This window comes from Rothia sp. HMSC072B04, assembly GCF_001813725.1.
Classification (GTDB): domain Bacteria; phylum Actinomycetota; class Actinomycetes; order Actinomycetales; family Micrococcaceae; genus Rothia; species Rothia mucilaginosa.
On record NZ_KV813802.1, the window covers coordinates 103,606 to 128,893 of the forward strand.

The following is a 25,288-nucleotide window of genomic DNA, read 5'->3' on the forward strand; positions in this document are numbered from 1 at the left end:
ATCGAGGCGCGGGGAGAGCACACAATAACAACACCACACACCGCCTCCGATGGGGTAGCTGAAGCTACCCCGCACGAGTGCGACACCGATAACGATTTGGAGACACCGTGAAAATTACACCTGTTGCAGAAGAACATGTAGCCGAGGAGGAGCGCGGCTACCGGGTTCCTTTTGCCATGGAAGTTGCCGGTGCTTGGGCGTGGCGCATCATTATGATTGCCGGTGCCGGCTGGATCCTTTGGAAGGGTCTGGGGCACGTCTCCCTGCTGGTTATTTCTCTTCTGGTGGCTTTGCTTCTGGCGGCTCTGTTGAGCCCCGCCGTGATGCTTCTGCGTAAGAAGGGTGTTCGTGCCGGTGGCGCGGCGGCTATTGCCGAAATCGGTATGATTCTGGTGCTCGCCGGTATTATTTCGCTGACCGGTCAGCAGATTCTGCGTGGTTTTGTGTCCATGGCGGATAAAGCGGTGCAGGGCTACCAGCAGCTGATTGGTTGGTTGAAGAACCTCGGCTACGAGTTCGGTGCCGACCAGATGAACCAGCTGTTGGATCAGATGGAGAGCGCTGTAACCAATAACCCCAGCTCCGTGCTGCACGGTGTGTCTCAGGTGGGTTCGACTGCGGCTGAGGTTGCGACCGGTACCCTGCTGACCCTGTTTACCCTGGTCTTCTTCCTGATGGAGGGCGAGCGTATCTGGCTGTTCGTCACCCGCCTCTTCCCGAAGGATGCGCGTGCCGCGGTCAACGGTGCGGGTCGCGCGGGCTGGAAGTCCCTGGGTGCGTACGTGCGCGTTCAGATTCTGGTGGCGGCTATTGACGCTATCGGCATCGGTATTGGTGCCGCAATTCTGGGTGTTCCGCTGGCTATCCCGCTGGGCGTGTTGGTCTTCCTCGGCTCTTTCGTTCCGGTGATTGGTGCCCTCATTTCCGGTGCTGTGGCTGTGCTGCTGGCGCTGGTTGCTCTGGGCCCGGTACAGGCGCTGATTATGCTCGGTATTGTTCTGCTGGTTCAGCAGCTCGAATCCCACATTCTGCAGCCGCTCATTATGGGTAAGGCTGTCTCCCTGCACCCGCTGGCGGTTATTTTCTCGGTGGCTGGTGGCTCCATGATTTTTGGTGCGGTGGGTGCTCTGTTCGCCGTACCGACTCTGGCTGTGGTCAACGCGGTGGTGCGTTACCTGGCGGGCCGCGGCTGGGAGAAGGAAGCGCCTCGTGAGGAGGAGTTCCTCTTCCCGCATGAGCTGGAGCGACGTAAGAAGGCTGAAGAGGCTGAAAAGGTGAAGGAAGCTAAAGACTCCGAAGGCTCTGAAGAATCTCAGGAATCTGAGAAGGCTTAGAACTCAGTTCATTGTGACTAACCGCGGGCTAGACGCTCGCACATAACCTAGATCGGGGGCCGTTCTTGCACTACCTGTTGAGAGTGCGGGGACGCCCCCTGCTTTATGTCGGCGCATCCTCTAAAATGGAGTGTGCACTGTGCCACCGCGCGCCCTTCTGCGTGTGGGGCTAGATGCCGCCAGAATACGTACCATCAGAATGGAAACCTCGTGAGCGTAGATCTCGACTCCCTGCCCGTGACCCTCACCGACATTGAACGTGCCGCAGAGCTGCTCGAAGGCGTTATTGAACGCACCCCCGTCGCTCATTCGCGTGCGCTGAGCCAGCGCCTCGGTTCCGAGGTTTTCTTTAAGTGTGAGAACCTGCAGCGTGCCGGTTCCTTCAAGGTGCGCGGCGCGTACGTGCGCATGGCGAAGCTTTCCGAGGAGGAGAAGAAGCGCGGCGTCGTGGCGGCGAGCGCGGGTAACCACGCTCAGGGTGTGGCTCTGGCGGCTGACCGTCTGGGCATTAAGGCTCGTATTTACATGCCGCTGGGTGCGGCGCTGCCGAAGATTACTGCGACCCGTGATCACGGTGCTGAGGTTGAACTGTACGGTGTGACCGTGGATGAGGCTCTGGCGGAGGCGAAGCGCTACGCCGAAGAGACCGGCGCTGTGTTTGTGCACCCCTTCGACAATGAAGACATTATTGCCGGTCAGGGCACTATCGGTCTGGAGATTCTGGAGCAGGTTCCGGACGTTGACACGGTGATCGTGGGTGTTGGCGGCGGCGGTCTGCTGGCCGGTCTGTCCGCTGCTATCCGCGCGAAGGAGCAGAAGCTCGGCAAGAAGATCAAGATTATCGGTGTTCAGGCGGAGCACGCGGCGGCGTACCCGCTGTCCCTTGCCGCGGATGCTCTGGTGCCGCTGAAGAAGGTTTCTACCATCGCTGACGGTATTGCGGTGGGCCGCCCCGGTCAGATGCCTTTCTCCATCATCAAGGAACTGGTGGACGATGTGGCGACCGTGAGCGAAGACGACATTGCTCGCGCCCTGATTTTCCTGATGGAACGTAACAAGCTTGTGGTGGAGCCTGCCGGTTCGGTACCCGTGGCGGCGCTGATGAACGGCAAGCTGAAGGAAGAGTACGGCGATCTGGGTACGGTCGTGTGCGTGCTCTCCGGCGGCAATATTGACCCGATGCTGATGCTGAAGGTGATTCAGCGCGGTCTGTCTGCTGCTGGCCGCTACATGACCGTGAAGATGATGCTGTCTGACCGTCCGGGTGAGCTGGCGACCATCTCCCGCATTATTTCCGAGAACGACGCGAACGTCACCGGTGTGGACCACACCCGCGTGGGTGGCTCGCTCTCCATGGGTGACGTGTCGATTACGATCGACATGGAGACCAAGGGTGTGGAGCACTGCCGCCAGGTTATTTCTGCCCTGGAGGATGAGGGTTTCAAGCCCATCATCGTCTACTAAAGACCAGAACGTGGGCAGCCCCCGCACTATACCAACCGGTACCGTTGTGACCCTGTCGGTGCTGCAACGGGGCGGGGCTTGCATCCTGCCCGGGTGCCGCCGTACTAGAGCAGGTCAAGAACCTTCACACTGTACGTATCGCGTACAGTGAGGTCCTCCACCGGGACTTCCTTAAGATAGAGCTTGTTCCCGCCCCGAATCTCGTACTGGTACATTCTGCGGTTGAGCGCATCAAAGACATACCCCAGATAGTGCTCTACCACATGTTCCCGGGTGTCTTCGATGAAGTCTGTAATGAACAGGTGCTGTTTCTCCACCCCGATACGTGCGGCCATTTTAGCGAATTCCGCAGGAAAATCCTCCGGAAACAGCCGGGTGAGGTCCATAATATCCTCCAGAAAAATCTCGAGGGGAATATCGTCAAAATCTACAGGTTCCATAGTTTTCCTTAAGAGGGGATATTGCAAGGGATACGCCCGAAACGGCCAGGGGAGCGGGCACTTGAAGGTGGGCTATAACGGTTACATAAAAACCCGGACTATACGAGTAGCCCGAGTTTTCACCTGAAACCTTTTGCGCCCAGAGCTTAGCCCTGGAACGGGGTGACTGAAATGATCTTAGCCACCAGATCGTTGCCGTTGGGTGCCTGGTAGGTGACCTCGTCACCCTGCTTAGCGCCCATAATTGCTGCGCCCAGCGGGGACTTCTCGGAGAAGACCTTCAGGTCGCTACCTGCCGGCAGAGTGTCCTCAATTTCGCGGGAGCCGAGCAGGAACTTCAGAGTGCGGCCGGCAACCTCAGCTTCGATAACCATGCCGTGTTCTACCACGCCGTCGTCAGCGGGAGTGTCGCCGATGTGCGCGGTTTCCAGCAGGTGCTTGAGCTGCTTGATGCGCGCCTCGTTCTTCGCCTGCTCGTCGCGTGCTGCGTGGTAGCCGCCGTTCTCGCGGAGGTCACCCTCATCGCGTGCCTGCGCGATGCGGTCAACGATTTCCTGGCGGTACGGGCCGGAGAGGTACTCCAGCTCCTGGGTGAGGCGGTCGAAGGCGTCCTGAGTGAGCCATGCACCGGTGTTTTCAGCCATGCGTGTCCTTTGCTTATGCGCCGGCTCTGCCGGTGCGAAACGAATAAACCCGCTACCGCGTGCCGCGTTCAATGCGCGGCGGTACCGGTAACGGAATGAATCAACAGACCTATTCTAGAGCACCGGAGGATTTTCGGCTGTTATGCCGGTCGTATCTTCCCCTCTGAGCGCATCTTCGTCGGTACGCACGCCTGTAGCTGAACGCTCCGCCAGCATCAGCCTGTTTCATGCCCAAGAATCTGCTGATATGACGGCATGTTTCACGATGTCACACGGCGTCATCTGCGCTAGTGTACCGGCGCTATCCTTGGGTATCATACGAGAAGCTACAACCGTAAAATTTCTGCCGTGTAGCGCTCGTATTCGCGAGTCACAGACACATCATCGACCCCCTGGCGCATCATCTAAAGGAGACCACCGTGAGCGAAGCCATTGAACAGCTGAAGGCAAACCTGCCGTCTCACCCTCCCGTGGACTCCCTCAAACCCCTGGAGGAGGACTACACCGGTCTGCGCATCCTCGCGGTGCACGCCCACCCGGACGACGAGTCTTCCAAGGGCGCCGGTACCGCCTCGGCGTATATTGCCCGTGGCGCCCGCTTCATGGTGGCGACGATGACCGGCGGCGAGCGCGGTGACATCCTGAACGAGGAGATCGATAAGAGCCCGCGTGCGCACCGCGACCTGCCGGGTCTGCGCCGTGCTGAGATGGCGGCTGCCCGCGAGATTATGGGTATTGAGCACCGCTGGATTGGCTTCTTCGACTCGGGTCTGCCCGAGGGCGACCCCATGTCGCCGCTTCCCTTCGGTAGCTTTGGCACCATGCCCCTGGACCGTGCCGCCGCGCCGCTCGTGCGTCTGGTGCGTGAGTACCGCCCCCACATCATCATCACCTATGACGAGATCGGCGGTTACCCGCACCCCGACCACATCATGACCCACAAGGTTGCCGTGGAAGCATTCGAGAAGGCAGGCGACCCGGAAGCCTACGTGGGTGAGGGTGAGCCCTGGACCCCACTGAAGCTCTACTACGACCGCGCATTCAACCCCGAACGCACCCTCGCCCTGCACGAGCATCTGCTCGATACGCACGGTGAGAGCCTGCTGAGCGGCTGGATTGAGAACCTCGCGCACCGCGCCTCCTCGGGTGAGGCGCCTCGCCACGAGACTACGACCCGCATCCTGGTGACCGATCACTTTGAGCAGCGCGATCAGGCTTTGCGCGCGCACGCCTCGCAGGTGGACCCGAACGGCGTGTTCTTCGCCGTTCCCAGCGAACAGCTGAAGGACATTTGGCCCTGGGAGGACTACACGCTGGCCGCCTCGCACGCTGAGGTTCAGCTGCCCGAATCTAGCCTGGACGAGGGCCTGAGCGACTACTACGTTATCTAGGCTGGGGCGCAGCGCCCCGCGCGTTACAATGATGCCCTTCACCCACGATATGAGTCGTAGGTGAAGGGCATCAACCATTCTTAGGCGCGCGATGCGTGCAGCCCCTGTACGCAACCCTGAATGCCGCCACCAGCCGCCACAAATTTTGAGCCGATTCTCAGCCCAACCGCGATGCCGATTGCCGCGAAGGTACGGCGCGGCGGCGTAGAATAAGAGCTTGGACTCTTTCGTTAGAGCCCGCTGAATTATCTGCCACGACAGCCGAATGAGGTATGAGCTATGAGCGCCAACGCCCTGCCCGTGATTACTGTGCACGGCCACGCCAGCAACCCCGGCACTGTCACTGAGCCTACCGTCTATGAGCAGGCTCTGGCGCGCTCGCTGAGCCCCGCATCCCTGCCGGCACATATTGGAGTGCTGGTGGACGGTAACCGCCGCTGGGCGGCTCAGCGCGGCTTGAGCACCCGTGAGGGCCACGCCGCCGGTGCGGAGCGAATTATTGATTTTCTGGCCTGGTGTACTGAGCTGTCGATTCCGCAGGTGAGCCTGTACATGCTCTCCACCGAGAACCTGAAACGCCCCGAGAAGGAACTGACCGGTCTGGTCGCTGTGATTGATGCGTTCTTGGTGCGTCTGGTGGAGTCCGCCTGCGGTCCGGTGCGCGCTATCGGCAATATTGACCTGATTCCTCGCCAGCTGCACGAGCGCCTGGACTGGGCGATTGAGCAGACTGCGCACCTGCCCGGTGTTCGCGTGAACATTGCGGTCGGTTACGGCGGCCGCCAGGAGATTGTGGACGCGGTCCGCTCGGTTCTGCGCGAGGCTGCCGCTGAGGGGGCATCCTTGGACTCGCTTGCCGAACAGCTGAGCGTGGAGGATATTTCTTCGCACCTGTACACCGCCGATATGCCCGACCCGGACCTGCTGATTCGCACTTCGGGCGAGCAGCGCCTGTCCGGTTTCATGACCTGGCAGAGTGCGTATTCTGAGTTTTACTTCTGCCGCGCCCTGTGGCCGGATTTCACACGCGTTGATTTTCTGCGTGCCCTGCGGGATTACGCGAACCGTTCCCGCCGCTTCGGTTCCTAGAACCTATGCGTTCTAGCGCCGCCGGCGCGTGTTTCTCGGCCGGCTGGCTGGCTGGTTCCTGGCTAGCAGCCTCCGGTAGTACAGCCTCCAGCAATACAGAATGGACGTTCTATGCTCGCTGAGCTTTCCCGCCTCTACAACGCTGGAGGCGCCTCCACAATTGCCGCTCTGGTGCTCGGCAGCTACCTGCTGTATTTTCTGTGGTGCGCCCTGCGGCTGTGGCGTATTGATGTGCGGGAGCACCGTCTGCCGCACCGCATCCTGATTCCTTTGGCTATTGCCACCTATACGGCGCTGCCGGTGTCTTTGCTTTTTGCCGGTCGCCCCGCCGATATTTGGCGTGTGATTGGTGCCGGTCTGGTGCTGTGGTTCTGCTACCTGCTTCTGCGTATCCTGTCTTTTGGCGCGCTGGGCCGCGGGGATGTGAAGCTTGCCGGTATTCTGGGCGGCGTGCTCGGGTACCTGTCCTGGGCGAATCTGGGCTGGGCGTCGCTGGTGACGTTCCTTGCCGGTGGTCTGGTGTCTTTGGCTCTGGTGCTGTTTACGAAGGCGCGCGGTAGCACCCGCATTGCTTTCGGTCCGTTTATGCTTTTGGGGGCGCTGGTGGCGTTGGCTGCTCCGGCGTATTCTCTGTGGTAGATTTCGAAGTAGGGTGACCGTCCGGCTAAGTGGCGGGCTTGTTCTGTGTGCGGCTCGCGGCTGTTTGCTCTGCTCTCTAGCACCTATTCCCGATAGACTTGCCGGGGCTTTTGAAAGGTTGATGTTATGCCTACTCCTCCCTATATCCGTAAGCTGCGTGAGCAGATTGGATCGGATTACCTGTGGCTGTCCGGTGCGACGGCTGTGGTGTACCGTGAGCAGGATTCTAAGGTGCTACTGGTGCGCCGTAGCGATAACGGGGCGTGGACCCCGATTACGGGCATTGTGGACCCGGGGGAGAGCCCCGCACTGACCTGCCTGCGTGAGGCGCAGGAGGAAGCGAACGTGCAGATTGAGGTGCTGGAGTTGGCGCAGGTGAAGGCTGACCCTGCCATGCAGTTCGGTAATGGTGACCGCTGCCAGTTCTTGGATCATACGTTCTTGTGCCGCTGGGTTTCTGGTGAGGCGAAGGTGAACGATGAAGAGTCTTCGCAGGTGCGTTGGGTGGATGTGTCTGACCCGGCGGAGCGTGCGTTGCTTTCGGAGCGGATGCTGGACCGTATTGATGCGGCGCTGAACTATGACGGTCACTGCCGTTTTGGTTTGGAGTCGGTGCCGCCGGAAGAGTACTAGACCGGCTGCTGGGGCTGAGTAAAAGCTGCCGAACTAAACCTGCACATACAGAAGGAGGGGCGACCCGCCGTCATGGCGAGTCGCCCCCCCAGCATTTTTATGACAGTTTGTTACATGTTATTGGGTGGTTCTTCCTGTTTTTCTGTGGGAGTGGGGGACTGGAAGCCTAAAGGTTGCCATGGTTTTATTTTGTTTTTGTCTTTTTTACCTTAAGTTGTACCTGCGTATCGAGCTATGAGTGGTGTACATGAGATGCTTTATATATGACATGGGTTACATTGGGAGTGACGGCCCCGTATTAGTCAGTAACCCGAGAAAGATTCGTTCACGTGATGTTCTGGTGAGCGTAGTCGCTTTCCTTTTACTCTGCCTATAAATCTTTAAGGCATGCCATTTTTCTGTGAACTAGGCTCATTGTGTTCATCGCAATTCTTGGTCGCTATTTTGATGCGTCCTGGAAGGAACAAAGCATGACAACACATAAAATACCCTGGAGAATCTACGTAGCCCTTATTGGCTCTCTGGTAGGTACAGGAATATATTCCTTCGCCCTACCCATCGCGATTCTCGCTAGTACAGGCGAAATTGGGTTGGCTGGCGTAATGGCGGTAGCCATGCAAATCCCCAATATCGCCTTGGCATATCCACTAGCAACCCTATCTGATAGTCTGCCTCGAAAACCTATGATTGTGATTGCCGGGGCAGTAAACATCCTCAGCATCCTTACCTTGGCGTTGATGATTGAGCAGCATATGCTGTCATGGTTCGCCATCGCCGCACTAGGATTTGTGAGCGGCGTCTTCTCCGAGCTGGCTGCTGCCTCAGAAGCAGGATATATTCCGCAGCTTCTCGGACGAGAAAACCTTCTTTCGTACAATGCACGTCGTGAAATTTGCGAGGGAATATCCGCAATCGTTGCGCCCCCTACAGCAGGATTTATTGTTCTTGTCGCGGGTGCAACGGTCGGTCTTATCGTCCCGGTGCTCCTTTTCGGAGCGGCAACTATTTCATACGCAACGTTGCCATCCGTAGAGATGGAAACTAAAACTGAGCAACGCGAAACCGCACAACGTGGATTTATTCACCGCATGTTTGACGGTATCCAATACATGTTCTCCGGCGCCCCGCAGAGACTTATCCTTGTCTACACGTTCTTCTTGGCGGCAGCTACGGCATCGTATTCACTCATCATTATTTACCGCCTGTATGAGGAACTCACTTTTGAAGCCTCAGTGGTAGGCATGATTATGGCCTGCAGCGGTATCGGTGGTATCGTCGCGGCGCTCATCATCGATCGTTTCCTCTCTTTCGAGAACACACGAGGAATGCTACTGGTTGCCAACGTCGTATCCCTGCTTGGAATACCGCTCGTCACCGTCAGCAATAACCCCGTAGTGCTCGGCGCCCTGCTCTTCATCCTGGACGTAGGATGGGCATCAGCTTTCATCTTCTCCAACAATCTGCGTGACTGCATTACACCGAATGAGCTACTGGGGCGTGCCAGCTCCCTTGACGGTGCCGTGTTTGGATTAGGAACGCTGTACTCCATGGGCGCGGTAGCACTGATGCTTGACCATCTCGGCTCCTTCAACGCTGCGCTTGTCGTTAGTATCCCGGCTGTACTCTGCCTCATCTACACGCTGGTCCACTATAAACAGTTCAAAGTGTTTAATATCGTTGAACAATAGCGAGAACCCGCTACCAACTCATTGACGGAGCAGAGAACACATACAGAGGGAGGGGCGACCCGCCGTCATGGCGAGTCGCCCCTCCCTCTATGGTTAAGCCGCGAACCTCAGGCGAGGTTCAGGCGGGTGAGATTAGAAGTTGCCCAGCATCTTGGTGACGTCCAGAGCCGCGTCCAGCTGCTCCTCAGTCACTTCGCCGCGCTCCACGTAACCCAGAGCCACAACTGCCTCGCGGACAGTCACCTTGTGAGCCACCGAGTACTTAGCGATCTTCGCAGCAGCCTCGTAACCAATCAGCTTGTTCAGCGGGGTCACGGTCGACGGCGAAGCCTCAGCCAGGAAGCGGCAACGGTCAACGTTAGCGGTCAGACCGTCAATCATCTTCTCAGCCGAAACGCGAGAAACATTAGCGAGCAGGCGAATCGACTGCAGCAGGTTAGCAGCCATCACCGGGATACCCACGTTCAGCTCAAACGCGCCGTTAGTGGAAGACAGAGCAATGGTTGCGTCGTTACCGATGACCTGAGCGGCAACCATAATGGTAGCCTCACAAATCACGGGGTTGACCTTACCGGGCATAATCGAGGAGCCGGGCTGCAGATCGGGGATGTGCAGCTCGCCCAGGCCGGTGTTCGGGCCCGAACCCATCCAGCGGATGTCGTTGCTGATCTTCATCAGGCCGTACGCCAGGGTGCGCAGCTGACCGGAAACCTCGATCAGGCCGTCACGGTTAGCCTGAGCCTCGAAGTGGTTACGAGCCTCGGTCAGGGGCAGGCCGGTCTCCTCAGCGAGCAGCTCAATCACGCGAGCGGAGAAGCCGTCCGGGGTGTTAATGCCGGTACCCACAGCGGTACCGCCCAGGGGAACCTCAGCCACGCGGGGCAGGGAAGCGTTCACACGCTCAATGCCGTAACGTACGGTTGCGGCGTAGCCGGAGAACTCCTGGCCCAGGGTGATGGGGGTTGCGTCCATCAGGTGGGTACGACCGGACTTCACAACGTCCTTGAACTCTGCGGACTTGCGCTCCAGGGACTCAGCGAGCACCTCGAGAGCGGGAATCAGGTCCTTCACCAGAGCCTCGGTCACAGCAACGTGCACGGAGGTGGGGAAGACGTCGTTGGAGGACTGGGAAGCGTTCACGTGGTCATTGGGGTGAACCTCAATGCCCTTGGACTCCAGGGAACGGGTTGCCAGGGTTGCCAGAACCTCGTTCGCGTTCATGTTCGAGGAGGTACCGGAACCGGTCTGGAAGACGTCAATGGGGAAGTGGGCGTCGTACTTACCGGTTGCTACCAGATCCGCTGCGTCGCGGATAGCCTGGGCGCGCTCAGCGTCGAGCACCTTGAGTTCCTCATTGGCGGTCGCGGCTGCCTTCTTCACGAGGGCAAGCGCACGAATATGGGCGGATTCGAGGGTCTGACCCGAAATCGGGAAGTTCTCGACTGCGCGCTGGGTCTGTGCACGGTAGAGTGCATCAGCCGGAACGCGAACTTCGCCCATGGTGTCATGTTCAATGCGGTATTCAATGTTTTCAGCCATACCTCTAGGATAGGCGTTCAAAGTGGCTTACGTCGCCTCGAAAAGGTGTCAAAAGAGGAAAAACGCTCATAAATTTTGAGGCGTGAGAAGGCGCGTAAAAACCCCGCCCCGGTAGATGTGCGAACACGCTACCGTGGCGGGGGTATCCCATAGAAAAATCTGTTGTTAAGTGCGAGCATGTGGGTTCTCGCGCTAAGGCTCGTAATGAGCGGAGAAGAGGAAACCTAGTCCAGGTTCTCGGCAACCACAACGCGCGGGGGAGTCTTCACGACCACCGGAAGCGTCTGAGTCGGCGGGTTCTGCGCGTCGTTCTTCTCCTCCGGCAGGGTCAGATCCTGCGAACTGAACACCAGCTCCGCCTTACCCTCCTTCAGATGGTAGAAGACACCAATCACGGCGACCTTACCCTCAACCACCGCATCCGAAATGATGTGGGACTGCTCAATAATGCGGATGGCGGTCTGGCGGGTGTGCTCACGCACCATGTCGTTGACGACCGGGTTCTCCGGCAGCTTCGGGGACATCACCGAAGGCAGGATGTGCTGCACCAGGTTACGGATGAAGCCGTGCGGCATCTCACCGGACTCCAGGGACTTGCTGGCCGCAGTCACAGCACCGCAGGAGTCGTGACCGAGAACCATCACGATAGGGGTCTCAAACTCATCAACCGCGTACTCCAGCGAGCCGAGCGCGGCATTCTCCAAGACGTGGCCGGCGGTACGCACCACGAACGCGTCGCCCAGGCCCAGATCAAAAATAATCTCTGCCGCGAGGCGAGAGTCACCGCAACCGAAAATCGAGGCGAACGGGAACTGACCCGATGCCAGGTCGGTACGGCGAATCGTGTCCTGATTGGGGTGCTCATTGCTACCCTCAACAAAACGGCGGTTACCGTCCTTCAGACGCTTCCATGCTTCTGCGGGAGTCGGTTGGATGCCAGCCATGTGATGCTCCTTAGCGGACAAATACAGATAACGCGTGCCGTCGGAGGCAACGAATCTGCGAACGGGTATGTGGGGCTTCAGGCGCTCGCACTGAAGCTCAGCTCCTTGCCGGGAGCCTCCCGGAGAAAGAACCTACCTCAAATATGCCTTAAATATGCGAAAAATAGCTAGTTTGGCACGCCTTCACAACACCCAAAATCAGCGCCTCAGAGCGTATGAAGTGCCGAAGAGAGACGCAGCCCTCACCAATTTGCCGCATCTGCTCACCTTAAAGTCAACACGCACGCAAACTCGTTCAGAACAAGAAAAACGAAGCCTGCGCGCGCTATCCTGAAAGGAGCACTACTGCGTCGGCGACTTCGTGCTGGAAAGAACCAGCCAGCCGACGGTGTATTCAGAAATCTCGAAGGTGAGTCTATGACTACGAACAACAACCACGGCGATCGCAACCTCGCAATGGAACTGGTCCGCGCGACTGAAGCTGCAGCAATTGCTGCAGGCCCCTGGGTCGGTGCAGGCGAAAAGAACCTCGCAGATGGTGCAGCCGTAGACGCAATGCGTTACCGCCTCTCCACCGTCAACTTCAACGGCACCGTCGTCATCGGCGAAGGCGAGAAGGACAAGGCTCCCATGCTGTACAACGGCGAGAACGTCGGCGACGGCTCCGGTCCCTCCCTCGACGTCGCGGTTGACCCCATCGACGGTACCCGCCTGACCGCACTCGGCATGGACAACGCCCTCTCCGTGATTGCTGTGGCAGACGGCGGCACCATGTTCGACCCCTCCGCAGTGTTCTACATGGAGAAGCTGGTCACCGGCCCCGAAGCCGCAGAGTTCGTCGACCTGCGCCTGCCCGTCAAGCAGAACCTGCACCTGGTCGCTAAGGCTAAGGGCAAGAAGGTCAGCGAGCTGACCGTATGCGTGCTGGACCGCCCTCGCCACGCCAAGCTGATCCAGGAGATTCGCGAGGCAGGCGCCCGTACCCGCATCATCCTCGACGGTGACGTCGCCGGCGCTATCGCAGCCTGCCGCGAAAACACCGGCGTGGACCTCATGCTCGGCACCGGCGGCACCCCCGAAGGCGTTGTCGCAGCATGCGCTATCAAGGCAACCGGTGGCGTCATCCAGGGCCGCCTGGCACCGACCGACGAGGCAGAACGTGAAAAGGCACTGGAAGCCGGCCACGACCTCGACCGCGTGCTGACCACCAACGACCTGGTCACCAGCGACAACTGCTTCTTCGCCGCAACCGGTATCACCGACGGCAAGCTGCTGCGCGGCGTGCGTTACAGCAAGAACGTTGTGACCACCCAGTCGCTGGTTATGCGTTCCTCCTCGGGCACCGTGCGTACCGTTGAGGCAGAGCACCGTCTCTCCCGCCTGCGCGAGATTCTCTCGCACACCAAGAGCCCCGAAGAGCAGTAGTCTTCGAAGGGCAGTAATCTTCGCCCCCGCAAGGGCTGAGGAGTCTTAGCGAGACTCCTCAAACATTGCACATACATACACAGGGAGCCGCCCCCACCGAAGAACTCGGTGAGGGCGGCTCCCTCGTATATTTAGCTTTTAGTTCTCAGGATAGGCCCCAGTAGCGGTGCGCCTGAACCCGTTAGCGAGAGCGGAAAGACTGAACCTTCGCCTTCGCCTTCGACACAGCATCACGAACCGCCGGACGAGCCTTGTACGCCAGGGTGTAGGCGCGGTAACCCAGCGAGGTCACCGGAACATCCCAGGTACCCGGGTACTCCACAGACTCGCCACCGAAGGACTTCTTGAACTTCGTGAAACCAGCCCACTCGTGATCCGGCTGATTCTCCGGCGCAATACCGAAGAGGTCAACGTACTTCAGACCCTTACGCTTAGCGTCCAGGATGAAGTTCGTAACCACCGGAATACCCGCGGACAGGCGACGATGCTCAAAAGAAGCCGCCGCATGCGCGTAAGTGCGGGTGTCATCCGAATCGTACACAAACGCCGCCGCAATCGGGGTGCTCTCACCGTTCTCATCGGTCAGCTTCGCAATGTACAGGGACGCCGCACCGGCGGGCATCAGCACGCGAGCAACCTGCATCAGGTACTCATCCTGCTGACGGTTAAAACCGTTACGGTCCGCAGTCTCATCCAAGAACGCGAACAGAATCGACAAATCCTCAGGATTCGTCGACACCTCAATGGTCACGCCCTTCTTGTGGATGTTGCGGTGTAGGTTGCGGTTATTGGACTTCATGCCCTTGAGGATCTCGTCCTCAGAGCCCGAAAGATCAATAATCTGAGTGTGCGAAGGCTGCACCTGGCGAGGAGCCAGAACTGCACCGCGACGAGCCAAGAAAGCAGCCGCATCCTGATCGCCCCAAATAGCGGATTCAGTCGGCTCAATGCGCACAAACAGGCAACGATGCTTTGCAGCTTCTTCCTTCAACGACGCGAGAGCCTCATCAAAAGCCACAGCGCTGGAGGCGACCGGTCCGTACGGGCTGTACAGGTAGCGGCCGGTAGCGCCGCCCTCAACGGTCGCAAGGTACGACCAGCCGTTACCGCTCTTACGGATCACGGTGTGACCATTAGATTCCTGAAAACGTGCCCAAATATCGGACTGAAGAATATTGCTCATTCTTCTAGTGTATCCGAGCTTAGGGAACGTAAGCCTGGGGCTCCGACGAGGCCTCGGGAGCAGAAGCGGGGCGGGGTGCGGAGGAGCTCTCCTCCGCCTCGCGCTCGGCCGCTGCCTTTGCCTTCGCCTCGGCAACGCGGGTGCGCAGAGCCGCGCCCTTGTCCATTGCGGTCTGGCGCAAATCCTGAGAGAACTGACGCAAATCAGCGTGAACCTGCTGAGCAAACGCATCGGTACCCGAACCCAAAATACGCAGAGCCAGCAGACCCGCATTGCGAGCACCGTTAATGGAGACGGTAGCTACCGGAACACCGGCGGGCATCTGAACAATCGACAGTAGCGAGTCCATGCCCTCGAGGTTCTTCAGACGCACCGGAACACCAATCACGGGCAGAGCGGTGACGGAAGCGAGCATACCGGGCAGGTGAGCGGCGCCGCCGGCACCGGCAATAATCACGCGAATACCGCGGCTGTGAGCCTTCTTGCCGTACTCAATCATGTCCTCGGGCATGCGGTGTGCAGAAACAACATCAGCCTCGTAAGGGATGCCGAACTCGTCCAGAACCTCGGCGGCGGCCTCCATGACCGACCAATCCGAATCCGAACCCATCACAATGCCAACAATGGGCTGGGAAGAATTATAGGGAGACTGAGACATAATCCTCATATCCTTTCAGGATGCGGTGGCGAACCACCATCAATAGGGTGCGTCGGATACGCAGGATGCTCTCACCCCACGCACCGGCTAAAACAGGGGCTACAGGGGGCGGCCGTCACGCAAAATGGAGGCGGCATTCGCGGCGCTATGACGCAACGCCTCAAGCTCAGCCACCGTGCCAGAAATATTCACGTGACCAATCTTGCGGCCCGGACGGGTTTCCTTGCCGTAGAAGTGGATCTTTGCGCGCGGCTCAGCCGAAAGCGCCAGCGGGTAGACACCGAAAATATCTTCGTTCTCACCGCCCAGGTAGTTCTTCATCACGGCAACACCCTCCAGCACGGAGGTATCACCCAGCGGCAGATCCAGTACCGCACGCAGGTGCTGCTCGAACTGGCTGGTCACCGAGCCGTCCTGAGTCCAGTGGCCGGTATTGTGCGGGCGCATCGCCAGCTCGTTGATGTAGAAGCCGGCGGGGGAGCCGGGAACCTCGAAAAGCTCAGCCGCCATTACACCGGTCACGCCCAGCTCGGAGGCAATGGTCACCGCAGCGGCTGCGGCAGCCTCAGCAATCTCGGGGTCCAGGTCCTGCGCGGGTGCAATAACCTCATCACAGATGGAGTTCACCTGGATGGTCTCAACAACCGGCCAGGGGCGCACTTCGCCGCTTTCACGGCGAGCCACTAGAGCGGAGAGCTCACGGGTGAAGGGCACTTTCTCCTCGGCAAGTAGAGCGGAGAAATCAGTGCGGGAAGGCAGCTGCTCGAACCACTCGGCGCTGCGCTCGCGAGCCTCCTCGGGGGAATCCAGAACGAGTACGCCCTTGCCGTCGTAGCCGCCGCGCGGGGTCTTCAGCACAACGGGCCAGCCGATTTCATCGCCGAAGGCGAGCAGCTCGTCCAGGGTAGAAACCTTAGCCCAGCGGGGGTTCGGCAGGCCCAGACGCTCAATAGCGGCGCGCATCAGGAGCTTGTCCTGAGCGTACTGGAGAGCTTCGGGACGGGGCTGAACATTCACGCCCTCCGCCATGAGGGTGCGCAGAAATTCGGTGGGCACATGCTCATGGTCGAAAGTGATGACATCCTTGCCGCGAGCAAATTCGCGGAGGGTGTCCAGATCTTTGTAGTCCCCGACGGGGGCGGTACGTACCGCTGCCACGGCGCCGACGGTGGGCGCCTCCGCGAGAATCTGCAGGTTCAGGCCAAGGTTAGTTGCTGCGGGTGCCATCATGCGGGCCAGCTGGCCTCCGCCGATGACGCCAATTACGGGTCCAGTCACAGGGTAAGTCACAGCACCTAAGTGTACCGGGTTTGGAGAGCCTGTGGGAGCAAGACCACATTAAGGTCACAGAATGGGTTTAACTGGGCGGCAGAGCCCAATATTTGGGCGTAAAAGCCGGAAGAAATCGTAAAAACCTGCCTTCTGCCCAGTCAACGTGAGATGAAAGGGAATGTCTCGTTAGCTGGGAGGTCTGTGGAAAAACTCTCAAAGGTACAAACAACCAACCGGGACTGTAATAACATATAAGAGCTTGTAAAAGAGGGGGAAACAACCGTCGGACATTGCGTTTCCAACGCCAACCGGCGCTAATCTTCCCTTTTTCCCAATAAATCTCTGCTAGATAGGTCCCGCATGAGCGCACAGACGAAACCGACCCTCACCGAACGCTTGAAATCCCTCTGGGACAGCTACGGTATTGAGGTTCTCAAATTCGGTACCGTGGGCGGCGCCGCCTTCATCGTGAACTCTGTGACGGTGTGGGTGCTGATGATGACCATCATGTCGGAATCCCACACCAAGGCGAAGGTTGTAGCGAGTGTTGTCGCAACTATTTTCTCCTGGCTCATGAACCGTCTGTGGACCTTCCGCGACTCCCGCTCCGAAAACTGGAAGCGCGAAGCCATCGAATTTGGCCTGGTGAACCTGCTCGGCATCCTCGTTGAGGCAGGCTGTGTGGCATTCAGTACCTACGTGCTGAACCTGCGCACCCCCGAGGCGTCCTTCATCTCCGGTACGATTATCGGTACCATCCTGGGTACCATTCTTCGCTACTTCCTCTACCGCTTCTGGGTCTACGGTTCGCACCGCCAGAAGGTTGACGAAGGTGAAGGCACTGACCACGAAGAGCTCGGCCGAATGTTTGACGAAGCTGCCGCCATTCTCGACGGCGAAGAGCCTGCAGCACGTAAGGCTACCTCTGAAGCAGCCGCACCCGAGTCGCAGGCGAAGCCCGGTTCGCAGAAATCCTAGACCCCGCCTAACACCGACCATCAGCTAAGACGTGTTCTAAAAACTTATCCCCCGATACGGCGCGTATCGGGGGATAAGTTTTTTAAAATCCAGGAAACTTGGAAGAATCACTCGCCGCGGGGAATCTCCGCCGCACGCTCGGACGCCATCAGGGATGCAAGCTGCTCACCTTGCCAGTCCACACTCGGGTCAGCCACAAACACCGCATGACCGGAGAGCAAAATCGCCAGAACCTCCAGCAGGGCGCTCAAGGTCGCCTCCGAGGCATCAAAACCGTAGTCGGGGCTCAACTCCAAAGCGAGCGCACGCTGCCCCGAAGGTAGCGTATAGCCCGCCGTACGATAGGCCTGTGCCTGCGTGAGAGCCTGCTCGTAGGCTTCCGCGTAGCTGAAACCCTCAATGATTTCTACCGAATCATCGGGAAGTAGACCCGAGTACTGGTCGCCAAAGCTACGCACCAGCGCGCAATAATCGAGCACCTCATCGGCATAGGAGGACAGCGCCTGCAGGTCACCGGTGTAAGAAAGCGCCAGCGGGGCACGATCAACCGCCAGAAGGTACGCGGGGTCGTTCGTGTAGCCAGCCTCCTGCTCGGTGCAGACTGCGGCAACCAACGGCTCATCCTGGTTCAGCAGAGCGCCCACACGCAGCGCCGCCAAGCCCAGAACAATAGTGCGCCAGTGCAGGGGAGCCTGAAGGTCAAAGTCCTCACCAGGCTCCAGTTCGCATTCTTCAACCAGCAGGTTTGCGCTCTTATCAACCCAATTCATGAGGACCCTGCCGGAGAGCTCGATGCGCTCGCCATTTACCGAATACCAGATGAGGGCGGGAGTCTGCTGGCTGCTGAGCTTCTCAAAGAAGCGGTTCAGAGTTGTGGGCACGGAGGCGCCGGTGGGGGAGAGAGTAACCATGGGTTTTACTCTACCGCACCGTGTGGTGGGGCGCGTGGAGAAGCCGACGCGGGAGTAAAAGATACAGGGGTAAAGTAAAAACGCCTAAGGATGCCTTAAAAAATCTAATGGCTCAAAATGTTTGACAGCCCTAATGTCTCATTTTGGAATGTGGCATAAATATAAATTGGAAATGTAAATGGTTCGCAATGCCTCGAAAAATATTCAGAAACCGCATGGTGAAAAAGATAAGTTTTTCTTATCTAATTATTAGAATCTTTCCCTATACTCGAGATGGGGCGTGTGGGATGGTCGTCATGAACCCTTATATTTGCAGTCAGGATGCGGAATTTGCGGGCGATGGAAACCACTCCTGGAGAAGGGAAAACCTGGGTGTCCCTTAGGTGTGAGCGAGGGTAAGTGGTGCGTGGGAAAATATATAAAGGTCAAATTTACATTAAATATGACGCCCCTAACACATACATCTAAATATTGTTTAAGTCTAGTTTGACGAAACGGCGTGTCGCACGTCTAATAGATATATAAGCGTGTTTGCCTTGGAGGGACCGTAGAGGCCAAAGCGAACCATGCCACACCATACACACTAAGATTCCGTCGACGACGGATCCGCAGACTCATTAAGCTCACAATGAGAACACGGAAGGAAAACCCATGGGCTCCTACATTGCATCGGACCGCTCCATCGCGGCCGCGCGCGCATCAGGCGCTCAGCACCGTAGCATGAATCCCACTCAATCTCTCGAAAAAGCCACCGACGCCTTTCTCGCAGACGCAGAACGAAACATGCCTGCCTGCACCGACGTATGGACCGCAGCGGCAGGACTCTACGGAACCGAAGGCGAAGACGGAGAACTCGCCTGGCAAGCTGAAGCACTCTGCGCCCAGACCGACCCCGAAGCCTTCTTCCCCGAGAAGGGCGGCTCCACCCGAGACGCCAAAAGGGTATGCGGTGTATGCCCCGTGCGCGAAGAATGTCTACAATATGCAATGGACAATGACGAGCGCTTCGGAATCTGGGGCGGGCTGTCAGAACGTGAACGCCGCCGACTGCGCAAGCAGGCGAGCTAAGCCAGGAAGGTACCATCTACATGCAGACCGCACGACTGTGCTCCCGCCAGACCTGCCAGCGAGAGGCGACTGTTACTCTCCACTACTCCTACGCAGATTCCACGGCACTCATTGATGCACTCTCTGAATTCCGCGAACCCCACGCCTACGACCTCTGCGACGATCACGCCGCACGACTGACGGCACCTCAGGGCTGGCGAGTGGTCTACAAGGTACCCGTCCAGGGTGCGGACACCATCGAATCCTAGAATTCGGACCCAAGATTTAAACACCCGAATGCAAAGAACCTTCCGTGAATTCACACGGAAGGTTCTTTGCGTATGAGAAACTGGCAGATAGTACAGACACCCGCAACTCACTCAAACACCATTCACTCGAAAAGAACGCGAGATCCATGAGCAAAGAAACACACCGAGGAATGTGGGGCGCACTGCGCCCGGCCATCCGCCGCACCAGTGCCGAAGAACTACTCCACGCCCGACGCACCGAAACTAAAACCAGCGAACCGGCACCGCACACCGGCGCCTTCGGGCGCATCGCAGCAGACGTACCCACCGTCGCCGAAGAACCCGACCTGCCTACCGGCTCCGTACCCGTCGTACCCGCACGCAGCAAACTACGCGAACAGGGCGTCGGCACCCGCGTGCGCACCCGCACCAACGTCTCCACCGGCTTCGTGCCCCTCGTTCGCGACTCGCAAAGCACCCCCAAAAACCCGACCCTCAGCGACCTCAACCGCGAAACCATGCAGAGGGCAGCAGAAGCAGAAGCAGCAGCAGCAGAAGCCGAAAAAGCCGCTGAAGCAGAAACCGTCGCCACAGCGGAGGCGGCAAGCGCCTCCACCGCCGGACGCAAGTACCGCACCGAAACCACCCGCACCGGTCACACCCACGCGGTCGCAGACCCCAACGCGCCGCTGTCCTCCCTGGCGGCCTCGCCCGAAGCCGCAGAACGCGCCGCGGCACGCGAAGACGCTGTGGAAGACACCCCGCGCTTCCTCAAGCTCCGCGCAACCCTCATCGCGCTCACCGTACCGCTGACCGTACTCATGATCGCAATCCGCGCTGTAGCCTCCGCGCCCTTCCTCTGGCTCGAATACCACCGCCCCGGATTCCCCGAAGACAGCTACGGCTACTACCTCGTCGAGAGGATGCGCCTGGGCTCCTACGGCGTGGACTACATCAACAACTTCGCGCCGCGAGAATACCTCGCCCGCGTTACCACCGGTGCCGACAACACCCTCGCCTTCACCGAGGCAGAAGTGAACCACATGCACGACGTGAAGTGGGTGCTGCTCATCGCAACCGTAGCTGTAGCCGTGCTCTTCCTCGTGACGCTCTTCAGCAGCATCTCCCTGCGCGAGCGCGCCCCCGGAACCATCCGCCGCAGCCTCTTTGCCGGCACCTGGATTACCCTGGGACTCATCGTGGTGCTCGGCGTTGTGGGCGCCTTCGGTTGGGAATGGCTGTTCACCACCTTCCATCAGGTGTTCTTCCCGCAGGGCAACTGGGAATTCTCCGTACGAAGCTCCCTAATCCGCCTCTACCCGCCGCAGTTCTGGATTGATGCGGCAATCGCCGTAGCGGTCCTCGTGGCAGCGCAGATTACCCTCCTGCTCGTGACCACCTGGCCCACCAAATACCGCAAGCTCAAGGCAGAACGCCGCCGCCAGGAGCGCCAGGAACTGCGCGTCAAGCTCGCCTCCGCACGAGTCGGCGAGAACTAAATTCCATAAGCCTTCTCGCTCCCCGCGTTAGAGCGCAGAGGGCACAACAAAGGGGGCTGGGCATCTACCCATACGGTAGAACCCAGCCCCCTTTGCTATACCCAAGCACGTATCATCCGGCTTGCATCATCCGAGCCTAAATCCAGGACTTAAACCACATATGCGAATACCACTGCTCATACGGAATCACCTGAGCAGTCCACAGCGGCATAAAGTACGCGCTCAACACCAACACGCCCACCAGGTAAATCGCCACCAGCGTCACGCCCAAACGGGCACGCAACACCGAACCGCGAGCACCCGACAGCGCCAGACCCAAAACACCCGCCAACAGCAGGATCAGAAACGGCTCAAAGGACAGTGCGTAGAAGTAGAACATCGTGCGGGTCGGGTACATAAACCACGGGAAATAGCCCGCACCGAACACAACCAGCAGCGCACCAAAACGCCAATCACGCTTCAACAGCAGGACCAGAAGCGCCACAATAATCGCCGGAATAAACGCCCACCAAATCGCCGGGTTACCGATATTCAAAATAGCCTCGGAACAGGACTTCACGGTACAACCCGAAGAACCCAGCTTCGGCGACTCATAGTAGTACGAGGTCGGGCGACCCAAAACCAGCCACTGCCACGCCTGCGAAGCATACGTATGCGGGCTACTCAAACCAGAATGGAACTTAAACGCCGACACATGGTACTCCCACAGGGAACGCAGATCCTCAGGAAGCCACATGACACCCTTGCCCGGGTTTTCAACAGCCCAACGGCGGAAATACGCATTCGACGACTGGAACCAGCCTGCCCAGGTGCTCAAATACACCAGCAGACCCACACCAATCATCTGGAAGAACGCGGGGATGCCGTCACGCACCAGCGCCGTCAAACCCCACTTGTCCAGGCCCACAATACGGCGAGCATTAATATCCCAGAACACCGTCAGCAGACCCATCGCCGCAATAAAGAACAGCGAATTCCACTTCACACCCACCGCGGCACCGGCACATACACCGGCAGCGAAACGCCACAGGCGCAGACCCATGCTCGGACCCCACGGCATCGGCGGAAGCACACCGCTATTCTGGCGTGCCGCCTCCGCAATATTGCGCGCCAACACGCGCCGCGCCTGAATACGGTCAAGTACCAGACACACAAAAGTCGCGAGAATCCAGAACATCTGGAAAATATCCAGTAGCGCCAGACGAGACTCCACCAGCATCAGACCATCTACCGCAGCCAGCAGCGCCGCAATAGTCGCCACCGTCATCGAACGGAACAGCAACCAACCAGCATACGCAATCAACGCCACCGACAGGGTGCCAATCACCGCAGCAGAAACACGCCAACCAAAGGGATTATTATCACCAAAAATTGCCATGCCCGCGGCAATCATCCACTTACCCAACGGCGGATGCACCACATACTCCGGCGAATCCGTCAACAGACCCGACGGGTGACCCGCCGCGAAAGAGGCATTAGCGTCCTTCGACCAGCTCAACTCATAGCCATAATGCACATATGAGTAGGCGTCCTTGGCGTAGTACGTCTCATCAAAAACAATGGCATTCGGATGCGCCAAATTATAAAAACGCAGAATACCGGCAACCAGCACAATCAATGCAGGCGCCAACCAACCCCAACGCGGGGCACGAATATAGGCAACAGCGAGCGCATCCAGCAGAGAATCGAGGCCGTAACGACCGCGTTCAGACGAAGAACGGGCCGAACCAACCGGAGCAGCAGATGCGGGAGAAAGTAGCTTAGGTATCTTCACCCCATCAATCCTAAAGGGTCAGAACGCACGATGCACCATTTCAGCCCGTGAACGGCATATATGACGCATCCGGAAGCCCACCCACACCAGCCACCTATTACCCGCCACCCCACCCGGCACCGGATTGAGCGCGGGCGTTACACTTAGTGGGTACACGAAGACCAGACACAGACACGAGGCCTGCCATGACCGCACCCGCAGAATACACCGAAGAAACCACCGACCCCTCAGAAACGGTCGAGGCACCCCAGGCTGACACCGCTGACGTCGCTGTCACCTCCGAAGAAGGCGGCGTGCTCATCCTCGGCGGCACCCCCATCGGCAACCTCGCTGACGCCTCCGATCGACTGCGCTCAGCCCTCGCCACCGCAGACCTCATCGCCGTTGAAGACACCCGCAAGCTACGCACCCTCGCCTCCGGGCTTGGCGTGCGCACCCGCGGTCGCGTCATCGTCAACCACGACCACAACGAAACCGAACGTAGCGAAACCATCGTGCAGGCGGTACAGGACGGCCAGCGCGTGCTGTTGCTCTCGGATGCGGGCATGCCCACCATCTCCGACCCCGGCTACGTTGCCGCCGCAGCCGTCGCGGAAGCCGACCTGCCCGTCACCGTGGTGCCCGGCCCCTCCGCGGCGTTGACCGCGCTCGCGCTCTCCGGTTTGCCCACCGGACGATTCACTTTCGAAGGCTTCCTCGCCCGCAAGGGCTCCGAGCGCACCCGCCGCCTCGCATCGCTAGCGGCGGAGGAACGCACCATGATCTTCTACGAATCCCCGCACCGCACTGCCGCAACCCTGGCGGACTTTGTGCAAACCTTCGGCGCCGACCGCCGTGGAACTGTCAGCCGTGAGCTAACCAAGCTCCACGAAGAGGTTCGACGCGGTACCCTGGCAGAGCTTGCCGAATGGGCTGAGTCTGAGCGCGTCCGCGGCGAAATCGTCATTATTGTTGAGGGCGCACAAGCCCCCGAAACCCCCGAAGCGCAGGACGTAGTGCAACTGGTCCTCGACCGCGTGGCTGGCGGCGAGCGCCTCAAGAGCGCCTGCGCCGCGGTTGCCGCTGAGACCGGCACCTCCAAGCGCGACCTGTATGAGGCGGCACTGGCTGCCCGCTCCGAATAGCCCAGAATCACCGCGCAATTTTACCCCCTAAGTTTTACCCCGCTGTTTTATCCCGAGGATTTATCAATGTGTCAGAGCTATCCCGGTCCTGAAATCACCCAGGAGTACCTGAACTCCCTCGCCGCCCTGGCGAACTACACCCTGCCCACCCCCGCGGCACTTCAGGCAACCGCCCTGCCTAACGGCTGGGCGCCTGTCCCCGGTGAAGTCCCCGCACCCTATAAGGCGGAACTCTACACCGGCATCAGCGACGCCGAAGGGGGAGAAGGCACCCGCCGTCGCTCCACCACCGGCGAGAACGGCCGCAGCCGCAATCTGGTCTTCCCTCCCGCCCCCGAGCCGCTGCCGTACCCCATCGTGGATAACCACACCCACATGGACCTGCTCGACGGCGAAGTGGAAATCAGCGCCCGCGATGCACTCGACGCCGGCGAAAAGCTCGGCATCGCCGCCATTGTGCAGGTCGGATATGATATCCCCTCCTCCCTGTACGCGGTCGCCGCCGCGCAGGCTGATGAGCGTGTCCTCGCCGCCATTGCGATTCACCCCAATACCGCCCCCGAGCTGGCTACAGCCGGTCAGCTGGGGGCGGCGCTAGCCACCCTCGACGAGCTCGCCACCGCCGACCGTGTACGCGCTATTGGTGAGACCGGCCTGGACTATTTCCGCACCGGCGAGGAGGGTAAGGAAGCACAGCACTACAGCTTCCGCGAGCATATTCGCATTGCGAAGAAGCACAACCTGGCGCTGCAGATTCACGACCGTGACGCGCACGAGGACGTTGTGCGGATCCTGGATGAAGAGGGTGCGCCGGAACGTACCGTGTTCCACTGCTACTCGGGTGGGCCCGAGCTGGCCACAATCTGTAACGAGCGCGGCTGGTACATGAGCTTTTCGGGTACGGTTACCTTCAAGAACTCGAAGGGTATTCAGGAATCGCTGGCGATGGCTCGTCCCGAGTTGATTCTGGCTGAGACGGATGCGCCGTTCTTGACCCCGCATCCGTTCCGTGGTCGCCCGAATGCGTCTTATATGACAAATTACACAGTGCGTTTTATGGCGGCTCACCGCGGTGAGGAGCTGGAGGCGTTGTGCCGCCGCATTCGCGAAAATTCGGAGCGTGTGTACGGTCAGTGGTAGGCTGATCAGTCTGCTAGGTTATGAGGCGAGTGTATTTTTCAGTACGATGTTCTATGACAGTTGCAATTGTGCATTATCTTTTTATTAGCGAATGTGCATGTTTCTGTGATAGTTTCATATTATTCACTCTCATAATAAATATTCTCTTCCGGAAGTCGTAGACAGAGATACCCCAACCACCTGACGTTTGCACGACATGTGCCATGTCCGGGTTCCCCTCTAAG

Annotated in this window: 23 protein-coding genes; 14 read left to right on the forward strand and 9 right to left on the reverse strand. The window is 58.9% G+C overall.

What is annotated here, in order from left to right:
* The first annotated feature begins 107 nt into the window (after positions 1–107).
* Positions 108–1,334 carry an AI-2E family transporter gene (locus HMPREF2928_RS04050; RefSeq protein ID WP_049354991.1) on the forward strand — a complete coding sequence of 409 codons (1,227 nt, stop codon included), beginning with the start codon at positions 108–110 and terminating at the stop codon, positions 1,332–1,334.
* A 210-nt stretch (positions 1,335–1,544) separates the two neighbouring features.
* Entirely contained in the window at positions 1,545–2,798 is a 1,254-nt protein-coding gene (gene ilvA / locus HMPREF2928_RS04055) for a threonine ammonia-lyase (RefSeq protein ID WP_070687431.1), read from the forward strand.
* 104 nt (positions 2,799–2,902) lie between these two features.
* On the opposite strand, the gene HMPREF2928_RS04060 is transcribed toward ilvA, so the two are convergent.
* The gene (locus HMPREF2928_RS04060) at positions 2,903–3,238 is read right to left on the reverse strand and encodes a hypothetical protein (RefSeq protein ID WP_070687432.1); all 336 of its coding nucleotides are present in this window, start codon (positions 3,236–3,238) and stop codon (positions 2,903–2,905) included.
* Between the two features lie 146 nt (positions 3,239–3,384).
* Positions 3,385–3,882: a transcription elongation factor GreA gene (gene greA, locus HMPREF2928_RS04065; RefSeq protein WP_070687433.1), complete on the reverse strand. Its 498-nt coding sequence runs from the start codon at positions 3,880–3,882 to the stop codon at positions 3,385–3,387.
* Between the two features lie 419 nt (positions 3,883–4,301).
* Here greA and mca point away from each other — a divergent pair, with 419 nt between their 5' ends.
* From mca to HMPREF2928_RS04090, 5 genes are all read left to right on the forward strand, one after another.
* Positions 4,302–5,273, forward strand: a complete 972-nt coding sequence (gene mca, locus HMPREF2928_RS04070; protein WP_070687434.1) for a mycothiol conjugate amidase Mca — start codon at positions 4,302–4,304, stop codon at positions 5,271–5,273.
* 279 nt (positions 5,274–5,552) lie between these two features.
* Positions 5,553–6,362, forward strand: a complete 810-nt coding sequence (gene uppS, locus HMPREF2928_RS04075) for a polyprenyl diphosphate synthase (RefSeq protein WP_070687435.1) — start codon at positions 5,553–5,555, stop codon at positions 6,360–6,362.
* Positions 6,363–6,473: 111 nt separating this feature from the next.
* Complete coding sequence (locus tag HMPREF2928_RS04080) at positions 6,474–7,001, forward strand: prepilin peptidase (protein WP_049346792.1); 528 nt, start codon at positions 6,474–6,476, stop codon at positions 6,999–7,001.
* 126 nt (positions 7,002–7,127) lie between these two features.
* Positions 7,128–7,634 carry an NUDIX hydrolase gene (locus HMPREF2928_RS04085; protein ID WP_070687436.1) on the forward strand — a complete coding sequence of 169 codons (507 nt, stop codon included), beginning with the start codon at positions 7,128–7,130 and terminating at the stop codon, positions 7,632–7,634.
* A 416-nt stretch (positions 7,635–8,050) separates the two neighbouring features.
* Positions 8,051–9,322: an MFS transporter gene (locus HMPREF2928_RS04090; protein WP_246823240.1), complete on the forward strand. Its 1,272-nt coding sequence runs from the start codon at positions 8,051–8,053 to the stop codon at positions 9,320–9,322.
* 132 nt (positions 9,323–9,454) lie between these two features.
* On the opposite strand, the gene HMPREF2928_RS04095 is transcribed toward HMPREF2928_RS04090, so the two are convergent.
* Entirely contained in the window at positions 9,455–10,861 is a 1,407-nt protein-coding gene (locus HMPREF2928_RS04095) for a class II fumarate hydratase (RefSeq protein WP_049338717.1), read from the reverse strand.
* A 224-nt stretch (positions 10,862–11,085) separates the two neighbouring features.
* The gene (locus HMPREF2928_RS04100; protein WP_005508935.1) at positions 11,086–11,805 is read right to left on the reverse strand and encodes a carbonic anhydrase; all 720 of its coding nucleotides are present in this window, start codon (positions 11,803–11,805) and stop codon (positions 11,086–11,088) included.
* Positions 11,806–12,222: 417 nt separating this feature from the next.
* On the opposite strand from HMPREF2928_RS04100, the gene glpX reads away from it, so the two are divergent.
* Complete coding sequence (gene glpX, locus HMPREF2928_RS04105; RefSeq protein WP_049327916.1) at positions 12,223–13,230, forward strand: class II fructose-bisphosphatase; 1,008 nt, start codon at positions 12,223–12,225, stop codon at positions 13,228–13,230.
* Positions 13,231–13,411: 181 nt separating this feature from the next.
* Here glpX and HMPREF2928_RS04110 read toward each other — a convergent pair whose 3' ends face one another.
* From HMPREF2928_RS04110 to HMPREF2928_RS04120, 3 genes are all read right to left on the reverse strand, one after another.
* The gene (locus HMPREF2928_RS04110; RefSeq protein ID WP_070687437.1) at positions 13,412–14,413 is read right to left on the reverse strand and encodes a lipid II:glycine glycyltransferase FemX; all 1,002 of its coding nucleotides are present in this window, start codon (positions 14,411–14,413) and stop codon (positions 13,412–13,414) included.
* A gap of 19 nt (positions 14,414–14,432) precedes the next feature.
* Positions 14,433–15,071, reverse strand: coding sequence for a 5-(carboxyamino)imidazole ribonucleotide mutase (gene purE / locus HMPREF2928_RS04115; protein WP_005506874.1), 639 nt, complete (start codon positions 15,069–15,071; stop codon positions 14,433–14,435).
* A gap of 99 nt (positions 15,072–15,170) precedes the next feature.
* Positions 15,171–16,301 (reverse strand): 5-(carboxyamino)imidazole ribonucleotide synthase, encoded by a 1,131-nt coding sequence (locus HMPREF2928_RS04120; RefSeq protein WP_246823560.1) that lies wholly within the window; start codon positions 16,299–16,301, stop codon positions 15,171–15,173.
* A 402-nt stretch (positions 16,302–16,703) separates the two neighbouring features.
* On the opposite strand from HMPREF2928_RS04120, the gene HMPREF2928_RS04125 reads away from it, so the two are divergent.
* The gene (locus HMPREF2928_RS04125; RefSeq protein WP_070687438.1) at positions 16,704–17,321 is read left to right on the forward strand and encodes a GtrA family protein; all 618 of its coding nucleotides are present in this window, start codon (positions 16,704–16,706) and stop codon (positions 17,319–17,321) included.
* A gap of 107 nt (positions 17,322–17,428) precedes the next feature.
* On the opposite strand, the gene HMPREF2928_RS04130 is transcribed toward HMPREF2928_RS04125, so the two are convergent.
* Positions 17,429–18,232, reverse strand: coding sequence for a TIGR03089 family protein (locus HMPREF2928_RS04130; RefSeq protein WP_070687439.1), 804 nt, complete (start codon positions 18,230–18,232; stop codon positions 17,429–17,431).
* Positions 18,233–18,883: 651 nt separating this feature from the next.
* On the opposite strand from HMPREF2928_RS04130, the gene HMPREF2928_RS04135 reads away from it, so the two are divergent.
* The 3 genes from HMPREF2928_RS04135 (at position 18,884) to HMPREF2928_RS04145 (ending at position 21,026) form a co-directional block, all read left to right on the forward strand.
* A complete protein-coding gene (locus HMPREF2928_RS04135) occupies positions 18,884–19,300 on the forward strand; it encodes a WhiB family transcriptional regulator (RefSeq protein WP_005506882.1) in 417 nt (138 codons plus the stop codon).
* A gap of 20 nt (positions 19,301–19,320) precedes the next feature.
* Entirely contained in the window at positions 19,321–19,548 is a 228-nt protein-coding gene (locus HMPREF2928_RS04140; RefSeq protein WP_070634168.1) for a DUF3499 family protein, read from the forward strand.
* A gap of 146 nt (positions 19,549–19,694) precedes the next feature.
* On the forward strand, positions 19,695–21,026 hold the full coding sequence (locus HMPREF2928_RS04145) for a TIGR01906 family membrane protein (protein WP_070687440.1): 1,332 nt from the start codon (positions 19,695–19,697) through the stop codon (positions 21,024–21,026).
* A gap of 136 nt (positions 21,027–21,162) precedes the next feature.
* Here the strand turns inward: HMPREF2928_RS04145 and HMPREF2928_RS04150 are convergent, their stop codons facing one another.
* Entirely contained in the window at positions 21,163–22,800 is a 1,638-nt protein-coding gene (locus tag HMPREF2928_RS04150; RefSeq protein WP_070687441.1) for a dolichyl-phosphate-mannose--protein mannosyltransferase, read from the reverse strand.
* Between the two features lie 185 nt (positions 22,801–22,985).
* Between HMPREF2928_RS04150 and rsmI the strand changes: the two genes are divergently transcribed.
* A complete protein-coding gene (gene rsmI, locus HMPREF2928_RS04155; RefSeq protein ID WP_070687442.1) occupies positions 22,986–23,924 on the forward strand; it encodes a 16S rRNA (cytidine(1402)-2'-O)-methyltransferase in 939 nt (312 codons plus the stop codon).
* Between the two features lie 66 nt (positions 23,925–23,990).
* Positions 23,991–25,064 carry a TatD family hydrolase gene (locus HMPREF2928_RS04160; RefSeq protein ID WP_070687443.1) on the forward strand — a complete coding sequence of 358 codons (1,074 nt, stop codon included), beginning with the start codon at positions 23,991–23,993 and terminating at the stop codon, positions 25,062–25,064.
* The last annotated feature ends 224 nt before the right edge of the window (positions 25,065–25,288 follow it).

Excerpts from the sequence above, each read along its gene's own strand:
- HMPREF2928_RS04060 (WP_070687432.1), bottom strand. The coding sequence starts at position 3,238 with ATGGAACCTGTAGATTTTGACGATATTCCCCTCGAGATTTTTCTGGAG.
- greA (WP_070687433.1), bottom strand. The coding sequence starts at position 3,882 with ATGGCTGAAAACACCGGTGCATGGCTCACTCAGGACGCCTTCGACCGC.
- uppS (WP_070687435.1), top strand. The coding sequence starts at position 5,553 with ATGAGCGCCAACGCCCTGCCCGTGATTACTGTGCACGGCCACGCCAGC.
- HMPREF2928_RS04080 (WP_049346792.1), top strand. The coding sequence starts at position 6,474 with ATGCTCGCTGAGCTTTCCCGCCTCTACAACGCTGGAGGCGCCTCCACA.
- HMPREF2928_RS04085 (WP_070687436.1), top strand. The coding sequence starts at position 7,128 with ATGCCTACTCCTCCCTATATCCGTAAGCTGCGTGAGCAGATTGGATCG.
- HMPREF2928_RS04095 (WP_049338717.1), bottom strand. The coding sequence starts at position 10,861 with ATGGCTGAAAACATTGAATACCGCATTGAACATGACACCATGGGCGAA.
- HMPREF2928_RS04100 (WP_005508935.1), bottom strand. The coding sequence starts at position 11,805 with ATGGCTGGCATCCAACCGACTCCCGCAGAAGCATGGAAGCGTCTGAAG.
- glpX (WP_049327916.1), top strand. The coding sequence starts at position 12,223 with ATGACTACGAACAACAACCACGGCGATCGCAACCTCGCAATGGAACTG.
- HMPREF2928_RS04110 (WP_070687437.1), bottom strand. The coding sequence starts at position 14,413 with ATGAGCAATATTCTTCAGTCCGATATTTGGGCACGTTTTCAGGAATCT.
- purE (WP_005506874.1), bottom strand. The coding sequence starts at position 15,071 with ATGTCTCAGTCTCCCTATAATTCTTCCCAGCCCATTGTTGGCATTGTG.
- HMPREF2928_RS04120 (WP_246823560.1), bottom strand. The coding sequence starts at position 16,301 with ATGATGGCACCCGCAGCAACTAACCTTGGCCTGAACCTGCAGATTCTC.
- HMPREF2928_RS04125 (WP_070687438.1), top strand. The coding sequence starts at position 16,704 with ATGAGCGCACAGACGAAACCGACCCTCACCGAACGCTTGAAATCCCTC.
- HMPREF2928_RS04130 (WP_070687439.1), bottom strand. The coding sequence starts at position 18,232 with ATGGTTACTCTCTCCCCCACCGGCGCCTCCGTGCCCACAACTCTGAAC.
- HMPREF2928_RS04135 (WP_005506882.1), top strand. The coding sequence starts at position 18,884 with ATGGGCTCCTACATTGCATCGGACCGCTCCATCGCGGCCGCGCGCGCA.
- HMPREF2928_RS04140 (WP_070634168.1), top strand. The coding sequence starts at position 19,321 with ATGCAGACCGCACGACTGTGCTCCCGCCAGACCTGCCAGCGAGAGGCG.
- HMPREF2928_RS04145 (WP_070687440.1), top strand. The coding sequence starts at position 19,695 with ATGAGCAAAGAAACACACCGAGGAATGTGGGGCGCACTGCGCCCGGCC.
- rsmI (WP_070687442.1), top strand. The coding sequence starts at position 22,986 with ATGACCGCACCCGCAGAATACACCGAAGAAACCACCGACCCCTCAGAA.
- HMPREF2928_RS04160 (WP_070687443.1), top strand. The coding sequence starts at position 23,991 with ATGTGTCAGAGCTATCCCGGTCCTGAAATCACCCAGGAGTACCTGAAC.